The following is a 17,478-nucleotide window of genomic DNA, read 5'->3' on the forward strand; positions in this document are numbered from 1 at the left end:
GGCAAGGCCCGTCAGTTCTTCTTCTTGTTGAGGAAACTCCAGGGCGAGTTCACTGGCAGGGTAACCGAATCCGGCACAGTGTCCACGCTTGCCACCTCCGCCTTGCGCACGCTGTAGCCGGACTGGATAACGCTGACGCCGTCGAGGATGAACAACTGGCTCTTTTCCATGTCCGTTTTCAGGGAACCGGTGACGGCGACAGGCTCGTAGGCTTCGGACATTTTGTATGGATGGGCTGGCGTGACCAGAACGATCTGGTTGGGCGGTGGGGTCGGCATGTGGCTGCATGCTCCCGTCCACGGCACCAGCAGGAACTGATAGACGAGGTCTTCGTCGCGATCGACAGGAAGTGCATAGCCGGCTAATTGCACCGTCTTGTCTTGAAGATCGACCGACAGGGTTTCGCCGTGGTCCGGCAATTTCGCCGCGATCATGGGAAGGCCGGCATCTTCGGCGACCGCCTGGGTGGCCGGGCGCAAATCCTTCCAGAAGATGTGCATGGTCTCGGCCGATGCGTCCGCGACAGTGGACGCGAACGCCAAGAGCGCGAGCACCGGAACGGATTTCAGATAGATGCTCATGCCGCTTCCTTTGGAGGCGAGTAAAGACGCCGGGGCCAATGAGGTCAATGCTCGAACCGGTTCACATATCGGCGAGCCCCGGCATTACGCGTCGGGGAAATTGTCCTGTCGGTTTCTCCTGCCGGTGATGCGTGCGAGCGTCCTGGCGTCCGACAATTCCTTCGCCGCGTCCTTGCCGATCCAGCGTTCGATCTTGTCGTTGGAACTCGCCAGTTTTTGCGCCAGCACAAGGGCAGGGGCATGCAGGCCGGCCGACCGCTTGCCGATCTGCCGCAATGCCCAGTTGACCGCCTTTCTGACGAAATTGCGCCCGTCGCCGGCATGCGCTTCGATCAGGGGCAGGTAGGACAGGAACGTCGCATCGGGCTCTTTCTTCAGGTGCACGGCAGCCCATGCCAGCATGGCAAACGCCGTGCGGCGGACGAATTCGCGCTCGTCGGTAGCGAACTCCTCGACCAGTTGACGCCAGAACGATGTTTCGACGAACAGGTCGGAGACGGTATCGACAACCTCCCAGCTGTCGAAGTCGTCGGCCCAGCGGCGGCATTCCTCGATGGCGATCTTCCTCGGCTCGCCCGTGAAAGCCGCCATCAGCCGCGCTTCGCGGATGCCGCTGTCCCACAGCGCCAGCGACCGCTGGTGGTCGCGTTTCACTTTGCGCGCCAGGAAGCGCAAATCCGTGTTGCCGACGCCGAGCGCCGTCGCGGTGTTGATGCCGAACCGCGACATTCCCAGGCGGCTTTCCTCGGTACCGATGCCGCGCAGATAGGCGAGAATATCCTGCGCGGTCCAGTCTGGAGCGGGCAGGGACATCGCCCGCTACTTCTCCAGCCGCGCCAGCAGCGAGGATGTGTCCCAGCGCTTGCCGCCCATGGCCTGCACATCCTTGTAGAACTGGTCGACAAGCGCGGTCACCGGCAGCCTGGCGCCATTGCGATCCGCCTCCGCAAGGCAGATGCCGAGATCCTTGCGCATCCAGTCGACCGCGAAGCCGAAATCATATTTGCCGGCGTTCATCGTCTTGTGCCGGTTTTCCATCTGCCAGGAGCCGGCCGCGCCCTTGGAAATCACGTCGACAACCTTCTCGATGTCGAGGCCGGCCTTCTTGCCGAAATGGATGCCTTCCGACAGGCCCTGCACCAACCCGGCAATGCAGATCTGGTTGATCATCTTGGTGAGTTGGCCGGCACCAGCCGATCCCATCAGGCCCACCATGCGGGCGTAGGCGTCGATCACCGGCCTGGCCTTGTCGAAAGCAGCCTGCTCGCCGCCGACCATGACGGTCAGCACGCCGTTTTCGGCGCCGGCCTGGCCGCCGGAAACCGGCGCGTCGAGGAACGAAAATCCGCTCGACTGCGCGGCCTGCGCCAACTCCCGCGCGACCTCGGCCGAGGCCGTTGTGTTGTCGATAAAGACGGCACCTTTCTTCATCGCCTGGAAGGCGCCTTGCGGACCTGTCGTCACCGAACGCAGATCGTCGTCATTACCGACACAGGAAAAGACAAAATCCTTGCCCTCTGCCGCCTGTGCCGGCGTCGCGGCGAAACTACCGCCATGTTGGGCGACCCACTGCTCGGCCTTTGCGAGGGTGCGGTTGTAGACGGTGACGTCGTGGCCGCCCTTGTTCTTCAGATGTCCGGCCATGGGATAACCCATGACGCCAAGACCGAGAAATGCCACCGATGCCATTGCTCATCCTTCCGGGGAAACAGGATTTCAGTTGGCGAAGCTCTAGGCCCTGTGCCGGATTCGTCAAGGCGCGCGCGGCTGGATCTGCTGGCACAGGCCGGCGCGGCAACTCAGCGGTGCAGGTGTATCGTGATCCGGCGCTCTATCCACTCGACGCCATGGCGCAGGATCTCCACCATCACCAGATAGACGATCGCGACCCAGACATAGGCCTGGAAATCGAAGGACTTGGCATAGGCGAGCTTGGCGTTGCCCATCAGATCGTAGACGGTGATGATGGCCACGATTGCCGAGGCCTTGATCATCAGCACCAGTTCATTGCCGTAGGGCCGCAGGGCCACGATGATCGCCTGTGGCAGAACCACCTTGCGCAGCGTCTGCAATTTGTGCAGGCCGAGCGAAGCCGCTCCCTCCCACTGGCCTCTCGGCACGCTCTCTATGGCACCGCGCAGGATCTCGGCCTGATATGCGGCCGTGTTGAGCGCAAAGGCGAACACTCCGCAGTTGAAGGCCTCACGGAAGAACCACCACAGGCCCACCGATTCGAGCTGCACCCGGAACGAACCCAACCCGTAGTAGATCAGATAAACCTGGACGAGCAGCGGCGTGCCGCGGAAGAAATAGACGTAGCAATAGGCGAGCCCGGACAAAAACCGGCTCCTAGACATACGGCAATAGGTAACGGGCAATGAAAGGATGGCCCCAAGAATCATCGAAATGACCACCAGCGCCAGCGTGGTCCCCAATCCCTGCAGGTAGGCGGGTGCGTATCTGGCGAAAAACGCTCCGTTCCAGGCACCGATCAGATAGGCGATAATTCCGAAGCCGAAGGCGATCCAGAAACCTACGAGCAGATAGCCGATGATACGCGCGCGTGGCCAGCCGCGCGCCTGTGGCGGAGGCCGGTCGACATCGATGGCTTGGCTGACGCTCATCGTGCCTCCCTCCGCCCTAGCGAACGCAGGATAAATCCAGTGGCGATCGACGAGAGGATGGCCAGGGCAAGAAAGACCAGCGCCGCGAAACTGTAGAAGAGGAAGGCATGCTTGGTGACGCGTGCGGCCACGCCGGCATTGCGCAAGGTTTCGGCGAGATTGACGACCGAGACCAGGGCCGTATCCTTGAGCAGGCTCAGCCAGCAATTCTCGAGACCGGGAAAGGCGATGCGCAGCAGCTGCGGCAGGATAATCTTGCGCATGGTCTGCCATTTCGACAACCCAATGGCGTAGCCGCCTTCATACTGGCCCTTGGGAATGGCGCGAAAGGCGGAAAGGAAAACCTCGCTGCTGTAGGACGAGAAGATCAGCGACAGCACGATCATGCCGGCAATGAAGCTGTCGACATCGATCGTCGCCTCCGGCTTGAACAACCGGATGACGTATTGCAGCAGGATGGGCATGCCGAAGAAGAACAGGAACAGCGTCACCAGTTCCGGCAGGCCGCGAAAGACGGTGGTGTAGATATTGGCCGCCAGCCGCAGCGATGGTTCCTCGGACTGCTTGGCCCAGGCAACGAAAAAGCCGATGGTCAGGCCAATCGGCAGCGTCGCAAGAGCGAGCGAGATGGTGACCAGGGCGCCATAGGCAATATCGTCACTCCAGCCATCGGGTCCCCAACTGAGCAGTGTCCATATGCTTTGGGCTGGCATTGACGGGTCTTGTCTCCACGACGGTCAGAGATAAGCGAAGGGCGGCGGGGTGTCCCCCGCCGCCCTCGGCATGATGATCAGGACTCGCTGCCGTAGACGTCGAACTTGAAGTACTTGTCGTTGATTTCCTTGTACTTTCCATTCTTCCGAATGGCGTCGATGGCTGCATTGAGCTTGTTGACAAGGTCGGTCTCGCCCTTGCGTACGGCAATGCCGGCGCCCGGTCCGAAGATCTCGACCGGTTGCGGCTTCGGCTGGCCGAGAATCTTGCAGCAGGCGCCATCAGGCGAATCCAGCCATTGTTGCAGGACCACGATATCGTCCTCGATCGCGTCGAGACGGCCGTTGGCGAGATCGGCCTGTTCCTCGGGGCTGCTCGGATAACCCTTGACCGTGCTGTCGGTGTAGGTCTTCGACGCATAATTGAAGTGGGTGGTGGTGGTGGCGACGCCGATCGTCTTGCCGGCGAGATCTTCCTTGGTCACGCCCTTCAGCGTGGAATCCTTCGGCACGGCGATCGCCGATGGCGTGTTGTAGTACTTGTTCGAGAAGTCGACCTTCTCCTTGCGCTCGGGCGTGATCGACATCGAAGCGACGATGGCATCGAACTTGCCGGCCTGAAGTGCGGGAATAATGCCGTCCCAGTCCTGGGCGACGAAGGTGCACTTGACCTTCATCTCGTCGCAAAGCGCCTTGGCGATATCGATGTCGAAGCCGACGAGTTGGCCGTCGGAGGTCAGGTTGTTGAAGGGCGGGTAGGCGCCTTCGGTGCCGATCCTCAGGGTCTTTTCCTGGGCTTGGGCTACGCCGAGCGTCAGCAGCGCAGCCGATGCGGCGAGCGCGATACGCAGTGCAATACGCATGATGGTCCTCTCTTTATGCTCCCGGCCGTCGTTCCGAAACGGCTCTGTGGGGCGGTGCTTTTGACCGCCCGCTGGGCGCGATACTCCCACTCTTTCCAAGAAAAAAGCAACTGCAAAACCACCAAAATCGGTAATCAGGTTCTGCCGTTACGTTACATCTCAAGCAACGAGGCCGGTTGTGCGCTCGATGAAGTCGACTATCGATTTTGCATCGTCGAGGTCGAACACGGGCAGGCTCCCGTCGGCGACGGCGAAGTCGGCCGCGACGGCAACAATATTGGGATCACCTGCCGAAAGCGGCGTCTGGTCCTTGGCGTCCAGCCGCCTCGTTTCGATCTTGCGGTGGGATTCGCGCTTGTAGCCCTCCACCAGCACGATGTCGCAAGGCGCCAGCCGTGACAGGATCACCTCCAGCGGCGGCTCGTCCTCGCCACGCAGTTCATGCATGAGCGCCCAGCGATTGCCCGACACGATCGCGACTTCGGTGGCGCCCGCCTGGCGATGGCGAAACGAGTCCGCGCCCGGCTTGTCGATATCGAAATCATGATGGGCATGCTTGACCGTGGAGACCTTCCAGCCGCGCCGCACGAGTTCCGCGACCAGCTTTTCGGTCAGTGTTGTCTTGCCGGAGTTTTTCCAGCCGGTGATGCCGAAGACGCGCCTGTTCATGGGATGATGCTCTGCAACAGTCGCTCGGCCTGGGCAAGGTCATCAGGCACATTGATGTTGAAGAATGGATCGAGCCCTGCGGCCTGCCGGAACGGAAACTCCACCTCGATGTGACCATAGTGCTCGATGAAGGCGGAAACGCGCCTGTTGTCTTCATCGACCAGGAAATGCCGCAAGGCCTCGCGGCACCCGATCGGCCACAGCGCGAAGGTTGGATGCAGTCGTCCACCCGACGAAGCGACGGCGATCGCTCCGGGCTGCTTGCTGGCGGCTTCGGCCAAGCGACTGACAAGGTCCGGCGGCAGGAAAGGCGTGTCGCCGGCAGCAGTGACGATTGCCTTGCACGAGGTGTCGACGGCGGCCCATTCGAGGCCGGTCAGGACGCCGGCAAGCGGTCCGGCAAAACCTTCGACAACGTCGGCAAGCACGGGCAGTCCGAAAGCGGAAAACCGTGATGCATCGCCATTGGCGTTCAGCGCCAGGGTTTCGGTCTGCGGATCCAGACGCGACAAGACCTGGTCAAGCACGCACCCATTGCCGAGCGGCAACAGGCCCTTGTCGCCACCGCCCATTCGCCTGGACTGGCCGCCGGCCAGAATGATCCCCGCTACACCTGACTTCATGCCGGGAGCCTGTACGCATGCCGAGGGAAAGCGCAAGCAGCTAGATTCCGTCGGGCGCCATCGCCGGGCCGGTACTCTCGGCGACGATCCGGCGCCTGCCGGCAATCCGCTCGCGGTAAAGCGCATAAAGGCCCGAGCCGACGACGATGGTGGCGCCGGCGATCATCGGTGCGTCCGGAAAATCGCCGAAGACGACAAGGCCAAGCAGGATCGACCAGAGGAGCGCCGTGTAACGGAACGGCGCAATGAAAGAGATTTCGCCTGCGCGCATCGCCATGATGATGAACTGATAGCCGATAAGCACCAGCACTGCCGCCAGTGCCAGCAGCGCCGTGCTCCGGCCGGTCATCGGCGTCCAGCCGCCCATCGGCGACAACAGCACGGCGCCGACAATGGTCATGGCAAGTGCGGTCGCGGTCGAGACCAGCATCGTCGGGATGGTTTGAGGGATGCGCTTGGTGGCGAGATCGCGCACGGTGCAGCATGCGACGCTGGCCAGGGCCCACAGGGAATAGGTGGTGAAACCGTCAAAACCCGGCCGCACGATGACCAGCACGCCGGCAAAGCCGGTGGCGATCGCCAGCCAGCGGCGCCAACCCACTGCTTCGCCGAAGAACAGTGCGGCTCCCATCGTCACCGACAGCGGCAGCGCCTGAAGAACGGCCGACACGCTGCCGATCGGCAGATGGGCGAGGGCCACCAGGAACGACACCGTGCCGCCTGCTTCGCCCAGCACGCGCAGCGCCACAAGCGGCTGCAGCATCCGGTCCGGTCGCGAAAGCGCGCCGCGCTGCCAGGCAAGCACGCCGACGAAAAGCGAAGCGAATGCTCCCCGGATCAGCATGACCTGCGCCATGTTCATCGATTGCGACGAGTATTTGGTCATGGCGTCGTTGAGCGTGAAGCCAACCATCGCCACCATCATGAACAACGCGCCGCGAAGATTTGGGGACAGAGGCAAGACATCTACCGGTTGCTTTCCAGCAAGGCTCTAGCAGTCCGGCACGAAACATCAACGGCTAATGGCTGTACCAGCACCGTCATGAAGTCCCCACGTAACCGCGGCTGGATAGACCGCAACCTGGGCCGGGAGCCGCCGCCGGCTCCCGCCGCTATGGTAACCGCTTTGAAATCTATTTCTTCGGCGTCAGCACCTCGGTGCCGTTGCCGTCCTTGCCGGCGATGGTCCACAGACCATGCAGCGACCCGTCTTCGTCGACCTTGTAGACGACGAGGCCGATATCCTTGCCCATCACGTAGCCTGCGGAGAATGCATCGTCGTTGCGCATGCAGATGCCGTCGGAGGATGAGCCGCCGGTTTCCCAATGGATGGTGCAGGTGGTCTCGCTGGTCAGCGTGATCGTTGCCTCGCCGCCATATTTCGATCCGTCGAAGTTCGTGCCGGCGACGGTATAAGTGCCGCCGATCGACTGAGCCGCCGCGGGCAGGGCCGTGAAGCCAAGCAAGGCAAGTGAAAGAATGAGTTTGCGCATGACGTGTTCCCCCTGTGAGCGAAGAGCCGCTTCCGGGCGGAGGCTAGGCCGGAAGAAGCTGGCCGTAAATTGGGCGGCGGGGCGCGATCAAGACTTTTTCTGGGGTGTGATCCGAAACACTCACTGTCACTTCAGGCTGCCGGCGATGGCGCCGACGAGTGGATCGTATTTGGCTTTCAGGGACGGTGGATAATCGATCCAGACCGTGCGGATCACGCCATCCCTGCCGAACACCCGGCGCTCGTAAAAGATCTTTCCGTCCTTCATGCCCGACAGCACTGCCCAACCCTTGCCGGTCTTGCTGTAGGTGACGGTATAGCCGGGTTCCTTGCTGGCCTTTTCATCGGCAACAAAGCTTTTCGGCGTGTCGTTGTCGACGTTGAGTATACCCGAACATGTCAGGCTGGCCCCGTCCGCGCTCAACCACACCTGCCCGTCGCCGTTCTCGGGTTCGGGCTGACGATCGGTGAAGATTTCGTCGGGAAAGGTGCAGACGGTGCCGAAGCGCTCGTTCACATAGGTGGACGGCGCGGCGCTCGCGGGCATGGCCGCTAACGTGGCAACAAACACCAGGACCGCCTGACGACGCTTCATCCGTGCCTCCATGTCAACGGAAGCCATCCTGCACCAAAATGCCGGAAAGATCAGCCGCCCGTGACGCTCATGTGCCGGGAGACGGAAGGACGACGGGTGCGGCGGTCGATGATGAAATCATGGCCCTTCGGCTTGCGGCCGATGGCCTCGTCGATCGCCTCGGCGACAAGCGCGTTGCCTTCGGAGGCACGCAAAGGCGCGCGCAGGTCGGCCGCGTCCTCTTGGCCGAGGCACATATAGAGCGTGCCGGTGCAGGTCAGCCGGACGCGATTGCAGCTCTCGCAGAAATTATGCGTCATCGGTGTAATGAAGCCGAGCTTTCCACCCGTTTCCGCAACGTGGACATAGCGGGCCGGCCCGCCGGTCTTGAGAGGAATGTCGGTCAGCGTGAACTGGCGCTCCAGCGAAGCGCGCAGCATCGACAAGGGCAGATACTGGTCGGTGCGGTCGGCATCAATCTCGCCCATCGGCATGGTTTCGATGACGGTCAGGTCCATGTCGCGACCATGCGCCCAGCGCATCATGTCGGGGATTTCTGTGTCGTTGAAATCCCGCAACGCCACCGCGTTGAGCTTGACCTTCAGCCCTGCCGCCTGAGCGGCATCGATGCCGTCCATGACCTTGCCGAGATGGCCCCAGCGGGTGATCTGGTGGAATTTGTCGGCGTCGAGCGTGTCGAGCGAGACGTTGATGCGCCTGACGCCGCAATCGGCGAGTTCTTTGGCGAAGCGTGACAGCTGCGAGCCATTGGTGGTGAGCGTCAGTTCCTCCAGGGCGCCGCTTGCAAGATGGCGCGACAGCTGGCGCACCAGATGCATGATGTTCTTGCGAACCAGCGGTTCTCCGCCGGTAAGGCGCAACCTTCTGACGCCCTTTTCGATGAAGACGGTGCAGAGCCGGTCCAGCTCTTCCAGCGACAACAGATCCTTCTTGGGCAGGAAGGTCATGTCCTCGGCCATGCAATAGGTGCAGCGGAAATCGCAGCGGTCGGTGACCGATACGCGCAGATAGTTGATCGTGCGACCAAAGGGGTCGATCATGTCCATGCTTCAAGCGCTTCCAGTGGCCGTGAACGGCTCCGTTATATACTTGTATGTGATACGAACCGTGCGGCCATTCAAGATACCGCGTCTCGATCTTTGGTAACATCCCGGAGCCGACACGGCGTGTCGGTCGTCCTATCGGGCCTTTTCCCATCCGTCGAAGCGGCGTAGGGAAGGGCAGCCGATACGGGATCAGACAGCATGACAGCACCAAAAGAACTCAGGGTCTCCAAGGACCGCAAACTGCTGTCGGTCACCTTTCCCAATCACCAGCCATTCGAACTGCCGGCGGAGCTGTTGCGCGTTGCCTCGCCGTCTGCCGAGGTGCAGGGTCATTCGCCGGATCAGCGTGTGACGGTTCCGGGCAAACGCAACGTGACCATCCTCAAGATCGAGCCGGTCGGAAACTATGCTGTACGCATCACCTTCGACGACTTCCATGACACGGGCATCTTCACCTGGAATTACCTGCACACGCTCGGCCATGAAAGGGACGAGCGCTGGAATGCCTATCTGGCGGAACTCGCGGAAAAAGGGCTGAGCCGCGACCGCTGATTTCAACGTCCGCAAACGCGGCTCGAGCGAGGGCCTGTCGTCAAATCGTCACGGATATGGCGTAGCGCCGGCAAAGGTTCGGAGGACGCAGAAATGTCGGTGATCACCTCGGTCGAGCAACTGGAGGCCCTTTATGGCCTGCCGGGCGAAGCTTCCCTGGTCAAGGAACTCGACCACGTCATCCCCGAATATGCCGCCTTCATCGAAGCCTCGCCTTTTGTCGCTCTCGCGACCAGTGGGCCGGAAGGTCTCGACTGTTCACCGCGCGGCGATCTCGCCGGTTTCGTGCGCATCGTCGATCCGAAAACGCTGATGATGCCGGACCGGCGCGGCAACAATCGCGCTGATTCCTTGAAGAACATCATCAGGGATCCACGCGTCGGCCTGCTGTTCCTTGTGCCTGGCTCCGGCACGACGCTGCGCATCAACGGCCGGGCTCACCTGACCACGGATGCCGCGCTGTGCGCGTCGTTCACGGTCGACGGCAAGCCGGCCCGCTCGGTGACTGTGATCGATGTCGATTCGGTCTATTTTCAGTGCGCCCGCGCCATTGTGCGGTCGGAACTCTGGAATCCGGCTAGGCATGTCGATCCGAAATCGCTGCCGACGCCCGGAAAAATCCTGGAAATCACCAGCCGCAAGAACATTGACGGCGAGAGCTACGACAAGGAATGGCCCGAGCGGGCGAAGAAGTCGATGTGGTAGCTGCTGGCGAACCGCCGGTCACGCTTCCTTCAGCACCTCGTAGATCTTGCGCATCTGCTCGCCGATCATGTCGCACTGTTCCGGTGTCGATTGGCTCATGGCCTTTTCGATCAGCGCCATATGCACCTTCAGCGCCTGCATCAGCAGCGCCTCGCCGGCTTCGGTCAGGGCGAGCCGCAGGATGCGTTTGTCCTTCTCGTCGCCTTCGCGGCGCAGCAGGCCGCGCGTCTCCAGCTGCGGCAAAAGCATGGTGATGTTGGAGCGGCCGACGAGCAGCTTGCGGGCAAGGTCGTGCTGCGACATGCCGGGATGGCGGTAGAGGTTCATCAGCACGTCGAGCTGCGCCGGCTTGAGGTCCAGCGGCGCCAGCTTCACCGCCAGCGTGCGCTCCAGCACATGGCAGGCGCGCGCCACCGCGACCCAGTTGCGAAAACGCGGGTTGTCCCAGGGTAGCTCTTGTTTATTGTTCATCTTTGAACTATTATGTTCATGCTTGAACGTATGGATGGATTCCCACTATGGCATCAATCGGGCTGAAGGTCATCCGGAGCGTATTTGGCGCGGCCGAACATATTGCGCCACGCATCACCGGGCGCGCGGCTTTCGAATTGTTCTGCCGCACGCCGAGCACCAAGGCGCTGACCGACGGAGAGCGCCGCGCCATCGGCCGGGCCGCGGAGTTCATGACCGAGGCGCGCCATCATCGGCTTAAGACCAAGACCGGCTGCGTCACGGTGCACGAATTCCGGCCGGAACCGGGCAGGGCGGCTCTTGGCACCGTGCTTGTCGTTCATGGCTGGCGTTCGCGCACCGAATACATGCGTGCCCTTATCGAAGGTTATCGCACGGCCGGCTACCGTGTCGTCTCACTCGACCTGCCGGGCCATGGCCATTCGCAGGGCCGGCGCCTCAACATGGTCAACGCCGTCGATGCGGTGCGGATTGCCGGAGAATGGTTCGGCCCGTTCGTGGCGGCGGTCGGCCATTCCTTCGGCGGCGCCGTTGCCGCCAATGCCATTGCTGGTTCCGTCAAGAACATCCCGCCGCTGGTGGCCGAACGCCTTGTGCTGATCGCAGCGCCCAGCTCGCTGCCGGCAATCTTCGCCGACTTCAGCCGCATGCTCAATGTCGGCCCCCGTTCGCAGGTCGCCATGGCGGACCGTGTCGAACACCTTTCCGGCCGCCCGCTGCATGAATTCACCGGCGACCGGCAGCTCGCGCAGGCGCCCGTGCCGACCCTGGTCATCCACGCGCCTGACGATCGCGAGGTGCCGGCAGAACACGCGAAGCGCTATGCCGGCGCGGGCGGCCATGTTCGGCTGCACTGGGCGGATGGGCTCGGCCACCGCCGCATTCTTGCGGACAAGGGTGTGGTCGAACGCGCCGTCACCTTCGTCGCGGAACATCGCGAGCCGTCATTCCTGCATTGAGTTGAGGACGGGCTACTTCTTCTTGTCGCCGGGTTCGACCGGCAATCCCGCCGCCTTCCAGGCGGTATAGCCGCCAAGGATATGCTTGACGGGCGACAGGCCCATATCCTGCGCCGTCTTGGTGGCCAGCGCCGAACGCCAGCCGCCGGCGCAGAAGAAGACGAAGCTCTTTCCCGACGCAAAGAACGGCTTGTGATAAGGGCTTTCGGGATCGATCCAGAATTCCAGCATGCCGCGCGTGACATGTTTGGCGCCGGGAATCCTGCCGTCGCGTTCGACCTCGCGGGGGTCGCGCAAATCGACGAAAATGGTGCCGTCGTCCTCGAGCAGTCCTGCCGCTTCCTCCGGAGACACCACTTCGATCTCGGCGTTCGCCTCGTCCAGCAGTTCGCGATAACCCTTTTTCACAGGCCTGTCCTCCCGACCGCGCATTTGGCTGGCTGTCGGGATTTCCACCATACTGGCCGACGTTTGTCACGCCTTGTCGGTGGCCGCGAGTGTAGGCCAGGCAGCCATGGCTCCCGCAACCGTTGCCATCAGCTCGGCGCACGAAGCTCCGTCGCGCGCCTGGATCGACATGCCGTGCTGCACCGTGGCGAAGAAGGTGGCGGCCGCGGCGCAATCGAAACCGGCGGGCAATTCGCCATCCGCGACACCTTTCTCGAGGCGTTTATGCAACGCGGAACGGTTCTCGCCGCGGCGACGGCGCAGATCCGCACAGATCAGACCGCTGCTGGAATCCTGGTGCAGCGCGCCAAGCGTGATCAGGCAGCCCTGCGGCCGGCCCGTCTGCGAATAGGCCCTTGCGGTACGGGTCAGAAAGAGCTCGATCGCCTCACGCGCGGTCGGCGCGTCTTCGAGAGCCAGCCAGATATCCGGTCCCTCGACGCGCGAATAGAAGTCGGTTGCTTCGAGGAACAGCGCTTCCTTGCTGCCATAGGCTGCGTAAAGGCTGGGCGAATTGATCCCCATCGCTCTCGCCAGCTCACTTATGGACGCGCCCTCGTAACCCCTGGCCCAAAACACATCCATCGCGCTCCGAAGCGCCACGGTTCGATCGAAGGTACGGGGACGGCCTCTTTCTGACATGACATTCTTTTCTGTGTTGATCGATACATAAATGAGTTGACGCCGCCGGACAAGCCTGTCAGCTATTTATGTATCAATCACTACATAAATGGAGAAACCAATGTCTTCCAGGAATCTGAGCGGCAAGGCCGCACTCGTCACCGGTGGCAGCCGCGGCATCGGGGCTTCGATCGCGCGAAGACTGGCGGCCGATGGCGCCGATGTCGCGCTGACCTACGTAAATGGCGAGGAGCAGGCCCGTTCAGTCGTCGCCGAGATAGAGCGCGCAGGCGGCCGCGCCGTCGCGATCAAGGCCGACAATCGCGATGCGCAAGCCATGGAAAAGGCCGTCAATGATGCGGCTGCGACCTTCGGTCGGCTCGATATCCTGGTCAACAGCGCCGGCATTTGGCGCGCAGCCCCCATCGATACGCTCTCGCTTGCCGATTTCGACGAGACCATGTCGGTCAATCTCAGGGCTCCGTTCATCGCCTCGAAAGCGGCGGCACGCCATATGGGCGAGGGCGGCAGGATCATCTCGATCGGCAGCAATCTGGCCGAGCGCGTCACCGATACCAGCCTCGGCGCCTACTCCACCAGCAAGGCCGCGCTGGTCGGCCTTACCAAGGCACTTGCGCGCGACCTCGGTGCGCGCGGAATCACCGCCAATGTCGTCCATCCCGGTTCGACCGATACCGATATGAACCCCGCCGATGGCCCGCATGCCGAACATCAGCGCCAGAAGATGGCGACGCCGCGCTTCGGCACGGCAGACGACATCGCCGGCATGGTTGCCTGGCTTGCGGGTCCGGAGGGGCGTTTCGTGACCGGCGCCGCGTTGACCATCGATGGCGGAGCCAACGCCTGATACGCTCCAAGTCCTCCCAGGCTGGAGTGGAAGCCACCTCCACTCCAGCCGTCACGATGTTGTGAAACCGTTCTGCAACAGGCTTTCGGAAATTTATGAAAGCTTAACGAAATCGGTATGAATCGGTATAGTCGCGCCTTACATCCGCCATGCGGTGAGCGAGACGTCTAGCGTGCGGAACGGGAACCGGTTGCGGCCGGAGCGGGTGATTGATGAAATTCCTCCGAAACAAAGCAACCGCGATGCCGCTGATGGCCATCACGGCAACGCTCGCCCTGGGTGCGCCACAGGCGGGCGCGCAAGGGCTCTTCGACATGCTGTTCGGCGGCGGCATCAAGCATCAGCCGCAAGGTGAGTTTCCGCCGCCACCCAAGCACAAGCCGAAAGCGCCGGCTGGCGGCGGTGGAGGCGGTGTAAAGATCAGCAGCCCATCCTACTACACCTACAAGGCCGACAAGCTCGTGCGCGTCGACTTCTCCGCGCTGTCGGCGGCGCCCCAGCCCGCGACAGCACAAGACGCCGCCTTCGTTCCATCCGCGACCGGGGCAGCATTCCACGATGCCATTGCGGGCCTGAGCGACTACGAGCTCTATGCCGAGCCCGATATCGCCAAGGCTTTGATCGCCTACTATTCGGCCAATCCCGACTTCATCTGGGTGAGCGGCACCGCTGCCAACAATCGCGCGCAGGATGCCGTGCGGGTGCTGGGCGAAGCCGGCAGCTATGGCCTGGCCCCCGCTGACTATACGGTCGACGTACCCGCGGCGAGCTCATCCTCGGCGGATGACGCGACCAAGTTGAAGGAACTCGTCCGCTTCGAGATGGCGCTGTCGGCGCGTGTGCTGCGCTACGCCCGTGACGCCCAGAACGGCCGTGTCGATCCCAACCGGATGACGGGTTACTATGATTTTCCGGCCAAGCCGCTGGACATGGCCGGTGTGCTGAAGACGCTGGCGCACACCCAGGAGGTGCGCACCTATCTCGAATCGCGCCATCCCCAGAACGCGGAATATCAGGCGCTGCGCGTCGAGCTGGAATCGCTGCAGGCAAGTGCTGAAAACGAGATTGTCGTCGATCCCAAGCTGCTGCTGAAGCCGGGCCAGAGCAGCCCTGAATTGCCGAAACTGCTTTCGCTCATCGCCCGCAACCTCGATGACGACATGGGCGGCACTTATGGCGAGATGCTGTCGCGGCTGGCAACCAGCGAGGTCTACGTCCCGGAGCTCGTTCCGCTGATCAAGGCGGTGCAGGTGAACGAGGGCATGAAGGGTGACGGCGTCATCGGTCCGCGCACGGTCGCCTTGCTGGCGGGAACGTCGAAGGCCGACAGGCTGCTTAAGGTGCAGGTGGCACTGGAGGAATTGCGCTGGCTGCCTTCCGATCTCGGCAGTCCGCGCGTCTTCATCAACCAGCCCGCCTTCACCGCGAGCTACATCGACAATGGCCAGGAGCAGTTGAAGACGCGCGCCGTCATCGGCCGTGTCACCAATCAGACGGCATTCTTCTACGACCAGATCAAGCAGGTGGACTTCCATCCCTATTGGGGCGTGCCGCAATCGATCATTGTCAATGAAATGCTGCCCAGGTTGCGCAGCGATCCCGGTTACCTCGACCGCGCCGGCTACGAGGTGACGGATTCGCGCGGCAAGCGCATTCCTTCCTCGGCGGTCAATTGGGGCGCCTATGGCGCAAACATCCCCTACAACGTGCGCCAGCAGCCGAGCGAGGCCAATGCACTGGGTGAACTGAAGATCCTGTTCCCCAACAAGCATGCCATCTACATGCACGACACGCCGCAGAAATCCTTCTTCAAGCAGGATATGCGCGCGCTCAGCCACGGCTGCGTACGCCTGCAGGATCCGCGCGGCATGGCGGCGGCTGTGCTCGGTACCTCGGTCGACTACGTCGCCGAAAAGCTCAAGCACGGACACTCGACCGAGGACGTGACGCGCAAGATTCCCGTCTATGTCGCCTACTTTACCGCTTGGCCCGACATGTCCGGCAAGGTCGAGTATTTCAACGACGTGTACGATCGCGACAGCAGGCTGAAGCAGGCCCTGGACGCCACCGAAGCGGTCCGCTCGCCTTCGAGCTGACCCTCAACGCTCCGAGATCGGGCGCCGGAAGCCGGCGTCCCTTCCAGCCACCAGCCAATAGACGAATCCCGCGACTAGGCCGGCGGCGGCAATGATGCCGATGTCGGCCCAGCGCTCCGGGTCCATGTCCTCCGGCGCGCCCGGCCAAAGCAGGAAAAAGCCACCTGCCGCGGCGGCGGCTCCGAAAAACATGTGCAGCAGAACGTTTCGCAGCGCGAAGAACTCGGCAATGAGCGCGAAGATGAGTGTCTGCAGCGCGGTCACCACGACCGTCAGGAAATAGACGAACATGCCGAGCGGCGGCACCAGCAGCACCGCGATCGGCGTGACCCCCATGGCGTCGAAATACTCTGGTGCGCCGGGCAGGGAACTGAGCGCTGCGTAGATCGCCACCACCGCGATCAGGCCGACCAGTACGGCGACGAGATAGCCGGCAAGCATCATCAGGATGCGCTTCAAAACATGTTTCGCCGTCGCCATGCCCATCCCCCAATGCGGCGCAGTCAACCGTGCCAGTCAGCCATCAAAGACGCTCCGGCGCAAGCAGCGCCGCGTGGCAAGTCTCCAACCCATGAAGCGGGCCTATCAGGCGCCGCCGCACATATGCTGCGAGTCCGGCAGCGCCCAACTGCCTTTCGCGACAAGGTCGATGGCGTAGTATACACGGCCGCGATCATCGTCCTTGGGGCAATCCCGGGGGATCGAGATCAGGCACATGACCACGGGTTCGCCGACCTTCGAGGCAACCAGGCCGGCCTCGCGGTCATAGGACACAGACCCGCCGCCATTGGTGAAGGTGGCCGCGCTGCCCGCATCGGGCGTGGCTGTTTCCAGGGGATCGTCGCCCAGCCGGGCAGTCAATGTCTTGATATGGGTGGATGCGCATTGGCCGATCGCCGAGGGCAGGGGCTCATCCTTGTGGCCGGGATTGCGTGCGGCCGCGTCCAGGGCCTTCTTGCCGATCAGTGCCACGTTGTAGTCCTGCACCCATGACGGCGCATTGCCGTATGTCTGCAAGGCGTTGTTCAGTGCGCTGACGATGCAGGCCGTGTCGCTCCTGCAGGCATTCCGGTCGGCGATCAGCCTGCGCGCGATCTTGTGCTTGTCGCCGCCGAAGGCCGGTTCGAAGCCCTTGTAGGCCTTGGCGACCAGCAGATCGATCGCCGACAGCTGCGGATCGGCACAGATCGCCTTTTCCGTCGGCAGGCTTGCCTTGCCGCAGTCGAACGATGGTCCGTCGGCTTTTGCCGAAGGCATCCCAAGAAAGCCGCCGGCCACCATGGTCGCAAGCGCAAGCAGCAGATTAGTCCGGTTGGAAAATCGCATTCATGCCCCCGAGCTTTCAGGATTGCCCACGGCGCGGCTACGCGCCGAGAGGCATAGCATGCCTCAAGAATGGATATTTTTAGGCGGGACCGTCGCGTGGTTGGGGGCAGAAAGCCCGCCCACAAGCAGGTCGTCAGGCAAACCTATTTCGGCTCGGCAGTCACGGGATCGTAGGTGATTTCGACCTTCGCCTTGTCCGACGTGTAGTATGTGACGGTATAGGCGCC

At 62.3% G+C, this 17,478-nt stretch carries 22 protein-coding genes and 1 pseudogene; 5 read left to right on the forward strand and 18 right to left on the reverse strand.

Annotation, left to right across the window (positions count from 1 at the left end):
• Positions 1-11: 11 nt before the first annotated feature.
• The 12 genes from FFS37_RS12285 to moaA form a co-directional block, all read right to left on the reverse strand.
• Positions 12-581 carry a DUF3299 domain-containing protein gene (locus FFS37_RS12285; protein ID WP_137931205.1) on the reverse strand — a complete coding sequence of 190 codons (570 nt, stop codon included), beginning with the start codon at positions 579-581 and terminating at the stop codon, positions 12-14.
• 84 nt (positions 582-665) lie between these two features.
• The gene (locus tag FFS37_RS12290) at positions 666-1,394 is read right to left on the reverse strand and encodes a DNA alkylation repair protein (RefSeq protein WP_137931206.1); all 729 of its coding nucleotides are present in this window, start codon (positions 1,392-1,394) and stop codon (positions 666-668) included.
• A 6-nt stretch (positions 1,395-1,400) separates the two neighbouring features.
• Complete coding sequence (locus FFS37_RS12295) at positions 1,401-2,270, reverse strand: NAD(P)-dependent oxidoreductase (protein ID WP_137931207.1); 870 nt, start codon at positions 2,268-2,270, stop codon at positions 1,401-1,403.
• Between the two features lie 110 nt (positions 2,271-2,380).
• A complete protein-coding gene (locus FFS37_RS12300) occupies positions 2,381-3,205 on the reverse strand; it encodes an ABC transporter permease (protein WP_137931208.1) in 825 nt (274 codons plus the stop codon).
• The gene (locus FFS37_RS12305) at positions 3,202-3,918 is read right to left on the reverse strand and encodes an ABC transporter permease (RefSeq protein ID WP_137931209.1); all 717 of its coding nucleotides are present in this window, start codon (positions 3,916-3,918) and stop codon (positions 3,202-3,204) included. Before FFS37_RS12305 ends, FFS37_RS12300 begins: the two co-directional genes overlap by 4 nt.
• 77 nt (positions 3,919-3,995) lie before the next feature.
• On the reverse strand, positions 3,996-4,781 hold the full coding sequence (locus FFS37_RS12310; protein ID WP_137931210.1) for an ABC transporter substrate-binding protein: 786 nt from the start codon (positions 4,779-4,781) through the stop codon (positions 3,996-3,998).
• A gap of 159 nt (positions 4,782-4,940) precedes the next feature.
• Positions 4,941-5,450 (reverse strand): molybdopterin-guanine dinucleotide biosynthesis protein B, encoded by a 510-nt coding sequence (mobB, locus tag FFS37_RS12315; RefSeq protein ID WP_137931211.1) that lies wholly within the window; start codon positions 5,448-5,450, stop codon positions 4,941-4,943.
• A complete protein-coding gene (mobA, locus tag FFS37_RS12320; protein ID WP_137931212.1) occupies positions 5,447-6,073 on the reverse strand; it encodes a molybdenum cofactor guanylyltransferase MobA in 627 nt (208 codons plus the stop codon). The genes mobB and mobA overlap by 4 nt, the downstream gene beginning before the upstream one ends.
• A 40-nt stretch (positions 6,074-6,113) precedes the next feature.
• Positions 6,114-7,034, reverse strand: a complete 921-nt coding sequence (locus FFS37_RS12325) for a DMT family transporter (RefSeq protein WP_137931213.1) — start codon at positions 7,032-7,034, stop codon at positions 6,114-6,116.
• Positions 7,035-7,206: 172 nt separating this feature from the next.
• Positions 7,207-7,566: a hypothetical protein gene (locus tag FFS37_RS12330; RefSeq protein ID WP_137931214.1), complete on the reverse strand. Its 360-nt coding sequence runs from the start codon at positions 7,564-7,566 to the stop codon at positions 7,207-7,209.
• A 126-nt stretch (positions 7,567-7,692) separates the two neighbouring features.
• Entirely contained in the window at positions 7,693-8,172 is a 480-nt protein-coding gene (locus tag FFS37_RS12335) for a hypothetical protein (RefSeq protein WP_232375635.1), read from the reverse strand.
• A gap of 38 nt (positions 8,173-8,210) precedes the next feature.
• The gene (moaA, locus tag FFS37_RS12340; protein ID WP_137931215.1) at positions 8,211-9,206 is read right to left on the reverse strand and encodes a GTP 3',8-cyclase MoaA; all 996 of its coding nucleotides are present in this window, start codon (positions 9,204-9,206) and stop codon (positions 8,211-8,213) included.
• A 198-nt stretch (positions 9,207-9,404) separates the two neighbouring features.
• Here moaA and FFS37_RS12345 point away from each other — a divergent pair, with 198 nt between their 5' ends.
• Together FFS37_RS12345 and FFS37_RS12350 are read left to right on the forward strand one after the other, a co-directional pair.
• Positions 9,405-9,758, forward strand: a complete 354-nt coding sequence (locus FFS37_RS12345) for a gamma-butyrobetaine hydroxylase-like domain-containing protein (RefSeq protein ID WP_137931216.1) — start codon at positions 9,405-9,407, stop codon at positions 9,756-9,758.
• Between the two features lie 93 nt (positions 9,759-9,851).
• The gene (locus FFS37_RS12350; protein ID WP_137931217.1) at positions 9,852-10,463 is read left to right on the forward strand and encodes a pyridoxamine 5'-phosphate oxidase family protein; all 612 of its coding nucleotides are present in this window, start codon (positions 9,852-9,854) and stop codon (positions 10,461-10,463) included.
• An 18-nt stretch (positions 10,464-10,481) separates the two neighbouring features.
• Here FFS37_RS12350 and FFS37_RS12355 read toward each other — a convergent pair whose 3' ends face one another.
• Positions 10,482-10,934, reverse strand: a complete 453-nt coding sequence (locus FFS37_RS12355) for a MarR family winged helix-turn-helix transcriptional regulator (RefSeq protein WP_019858112.1) — start codon at positions 10,932-10,934, stop codon at positions 10,482-10,484.
• Positions 10,935-10,981: 47 nt separating this feature from the next.
• Between FFS37_RS12355 and FFS37_RS12360 the strand changes: the two genes are divergently transcribed.
• The gene (locus FFS37_RS12360) at positions 10,982-11,893 is read left to right on the forward strand and encodes an alpha/beta hydrolase (RefSeq protein ID WP_137931218.1); all 912 of its coding nucleotides are present in this window, start codon (positions 10,982-10,984) and stop codon (positions 11,891-11,893) included.
• 12 nt (positions 11,894-11,905) lie between these two features.
• Here the strand turns inward: FFS37_RS12360 and FFS37_RS12365 are convergent, their stop codons facing one another.
• Together FFS37_RS12365 and FFS37_RS12370 are read right to left on the reverse strand one after the other, a co-directional pair.
• Positions 11,906-12,301, reverse strand: a complete 396-nt coding sequence (locus FFS37_RS12365; protein ID WP_137931219.1) for a rhodanese-like domain-containing protein — start codon at positions 12,299-12,301, stop codon at positions 11,906-11,908.
• A 66-nt stretch (positions 12,302-12,367) separates the two neighbouring features.
• Positions 12,368-12,982, reverse strand: a complete 615-nt coding sequence (locus FFS37_RS12370) for a TetR/AcrR family transcriptional regulator (RefSeq protein WP_137931220.1) — start codon at positions 12,980-12,982, stop codon at positions 12,368-12,370.
• A gap of 100 nt (positions 12,983-13,082) precedes the next feature.
• Between FFS37_RS12370 and FFS37_RS12375 the strand changes: the two genes are divergently transcribed.
• Positions 13,083-13,829, forward strand: coding sequence for a 3-oxoacyl-ACP reductase family protein (locus tag FFS37_RS12375; protein WP_137931221.1), 747 nt, complete (start codon positions 13,083-13,085; stop codon positions 13,827-13,829).
• 212 nt (positions 13,830-14,041) lie between these two features.
• Positions 14,042-15,925, forward strand: a complete 1,884-nt coding sequence (locus FFS37_RS12380) for a L,D-transpeptidase family protein (RefSeq protein ID WP_137931222.1) — start codon at positions 14,042-14,044, stop codon at positions 15,923-15,925.
• 3 nt (positions 15,926-15,928) lie between these two features.
• On the opposite strand, the gene FFS37_RS12385 is transcribed toward FFS37_RS12380, so the two are convergent.
• From FFS37_RS12385 to FFS37_RS36575, 3 genes and pseudogenes are all read right to left on the reverse strand, one after another.
• Positions 15,929-16,411, reverse strand: coding sequence for a hypothetical protein (locus tag FFS37_RS12385; RefSeq protein WP_171026255.1), 483 nt, complete (start codon positions 16,409-16,411; stop codon positions 15,929-15,931).
• 99 nt (positions 16,412-16,510) lie between these two features.
• Complete coding sequence (locus FFS37_RS12390; protein ID WP_137931224.1) at positions 16,511-17,251, reverse strand: lysozyme inhibitor LprI family protein; 741 nt, start codon at positions 17,249-17,251, stop codon at positions 16,511-16,513.
• Positions 17,252-17,394: 143 nt separating this feature from the next.
• Positions 17,395-17,478, reverse strand: a pseudogene (locus FFS37_RS36575) (PepSY domain-containing protein); the annotation flags it as partial.

The organism is Mesorhizobium comanense (assembly GCF_005503535.1).
GTDB classification, from domain to species: Bacteria; Pseudomonadota; Alphaproteobacteria; order Rhizobiales; family Rhizobiaceae; genus Mesorhizobium; species Mesorhizobium comanense.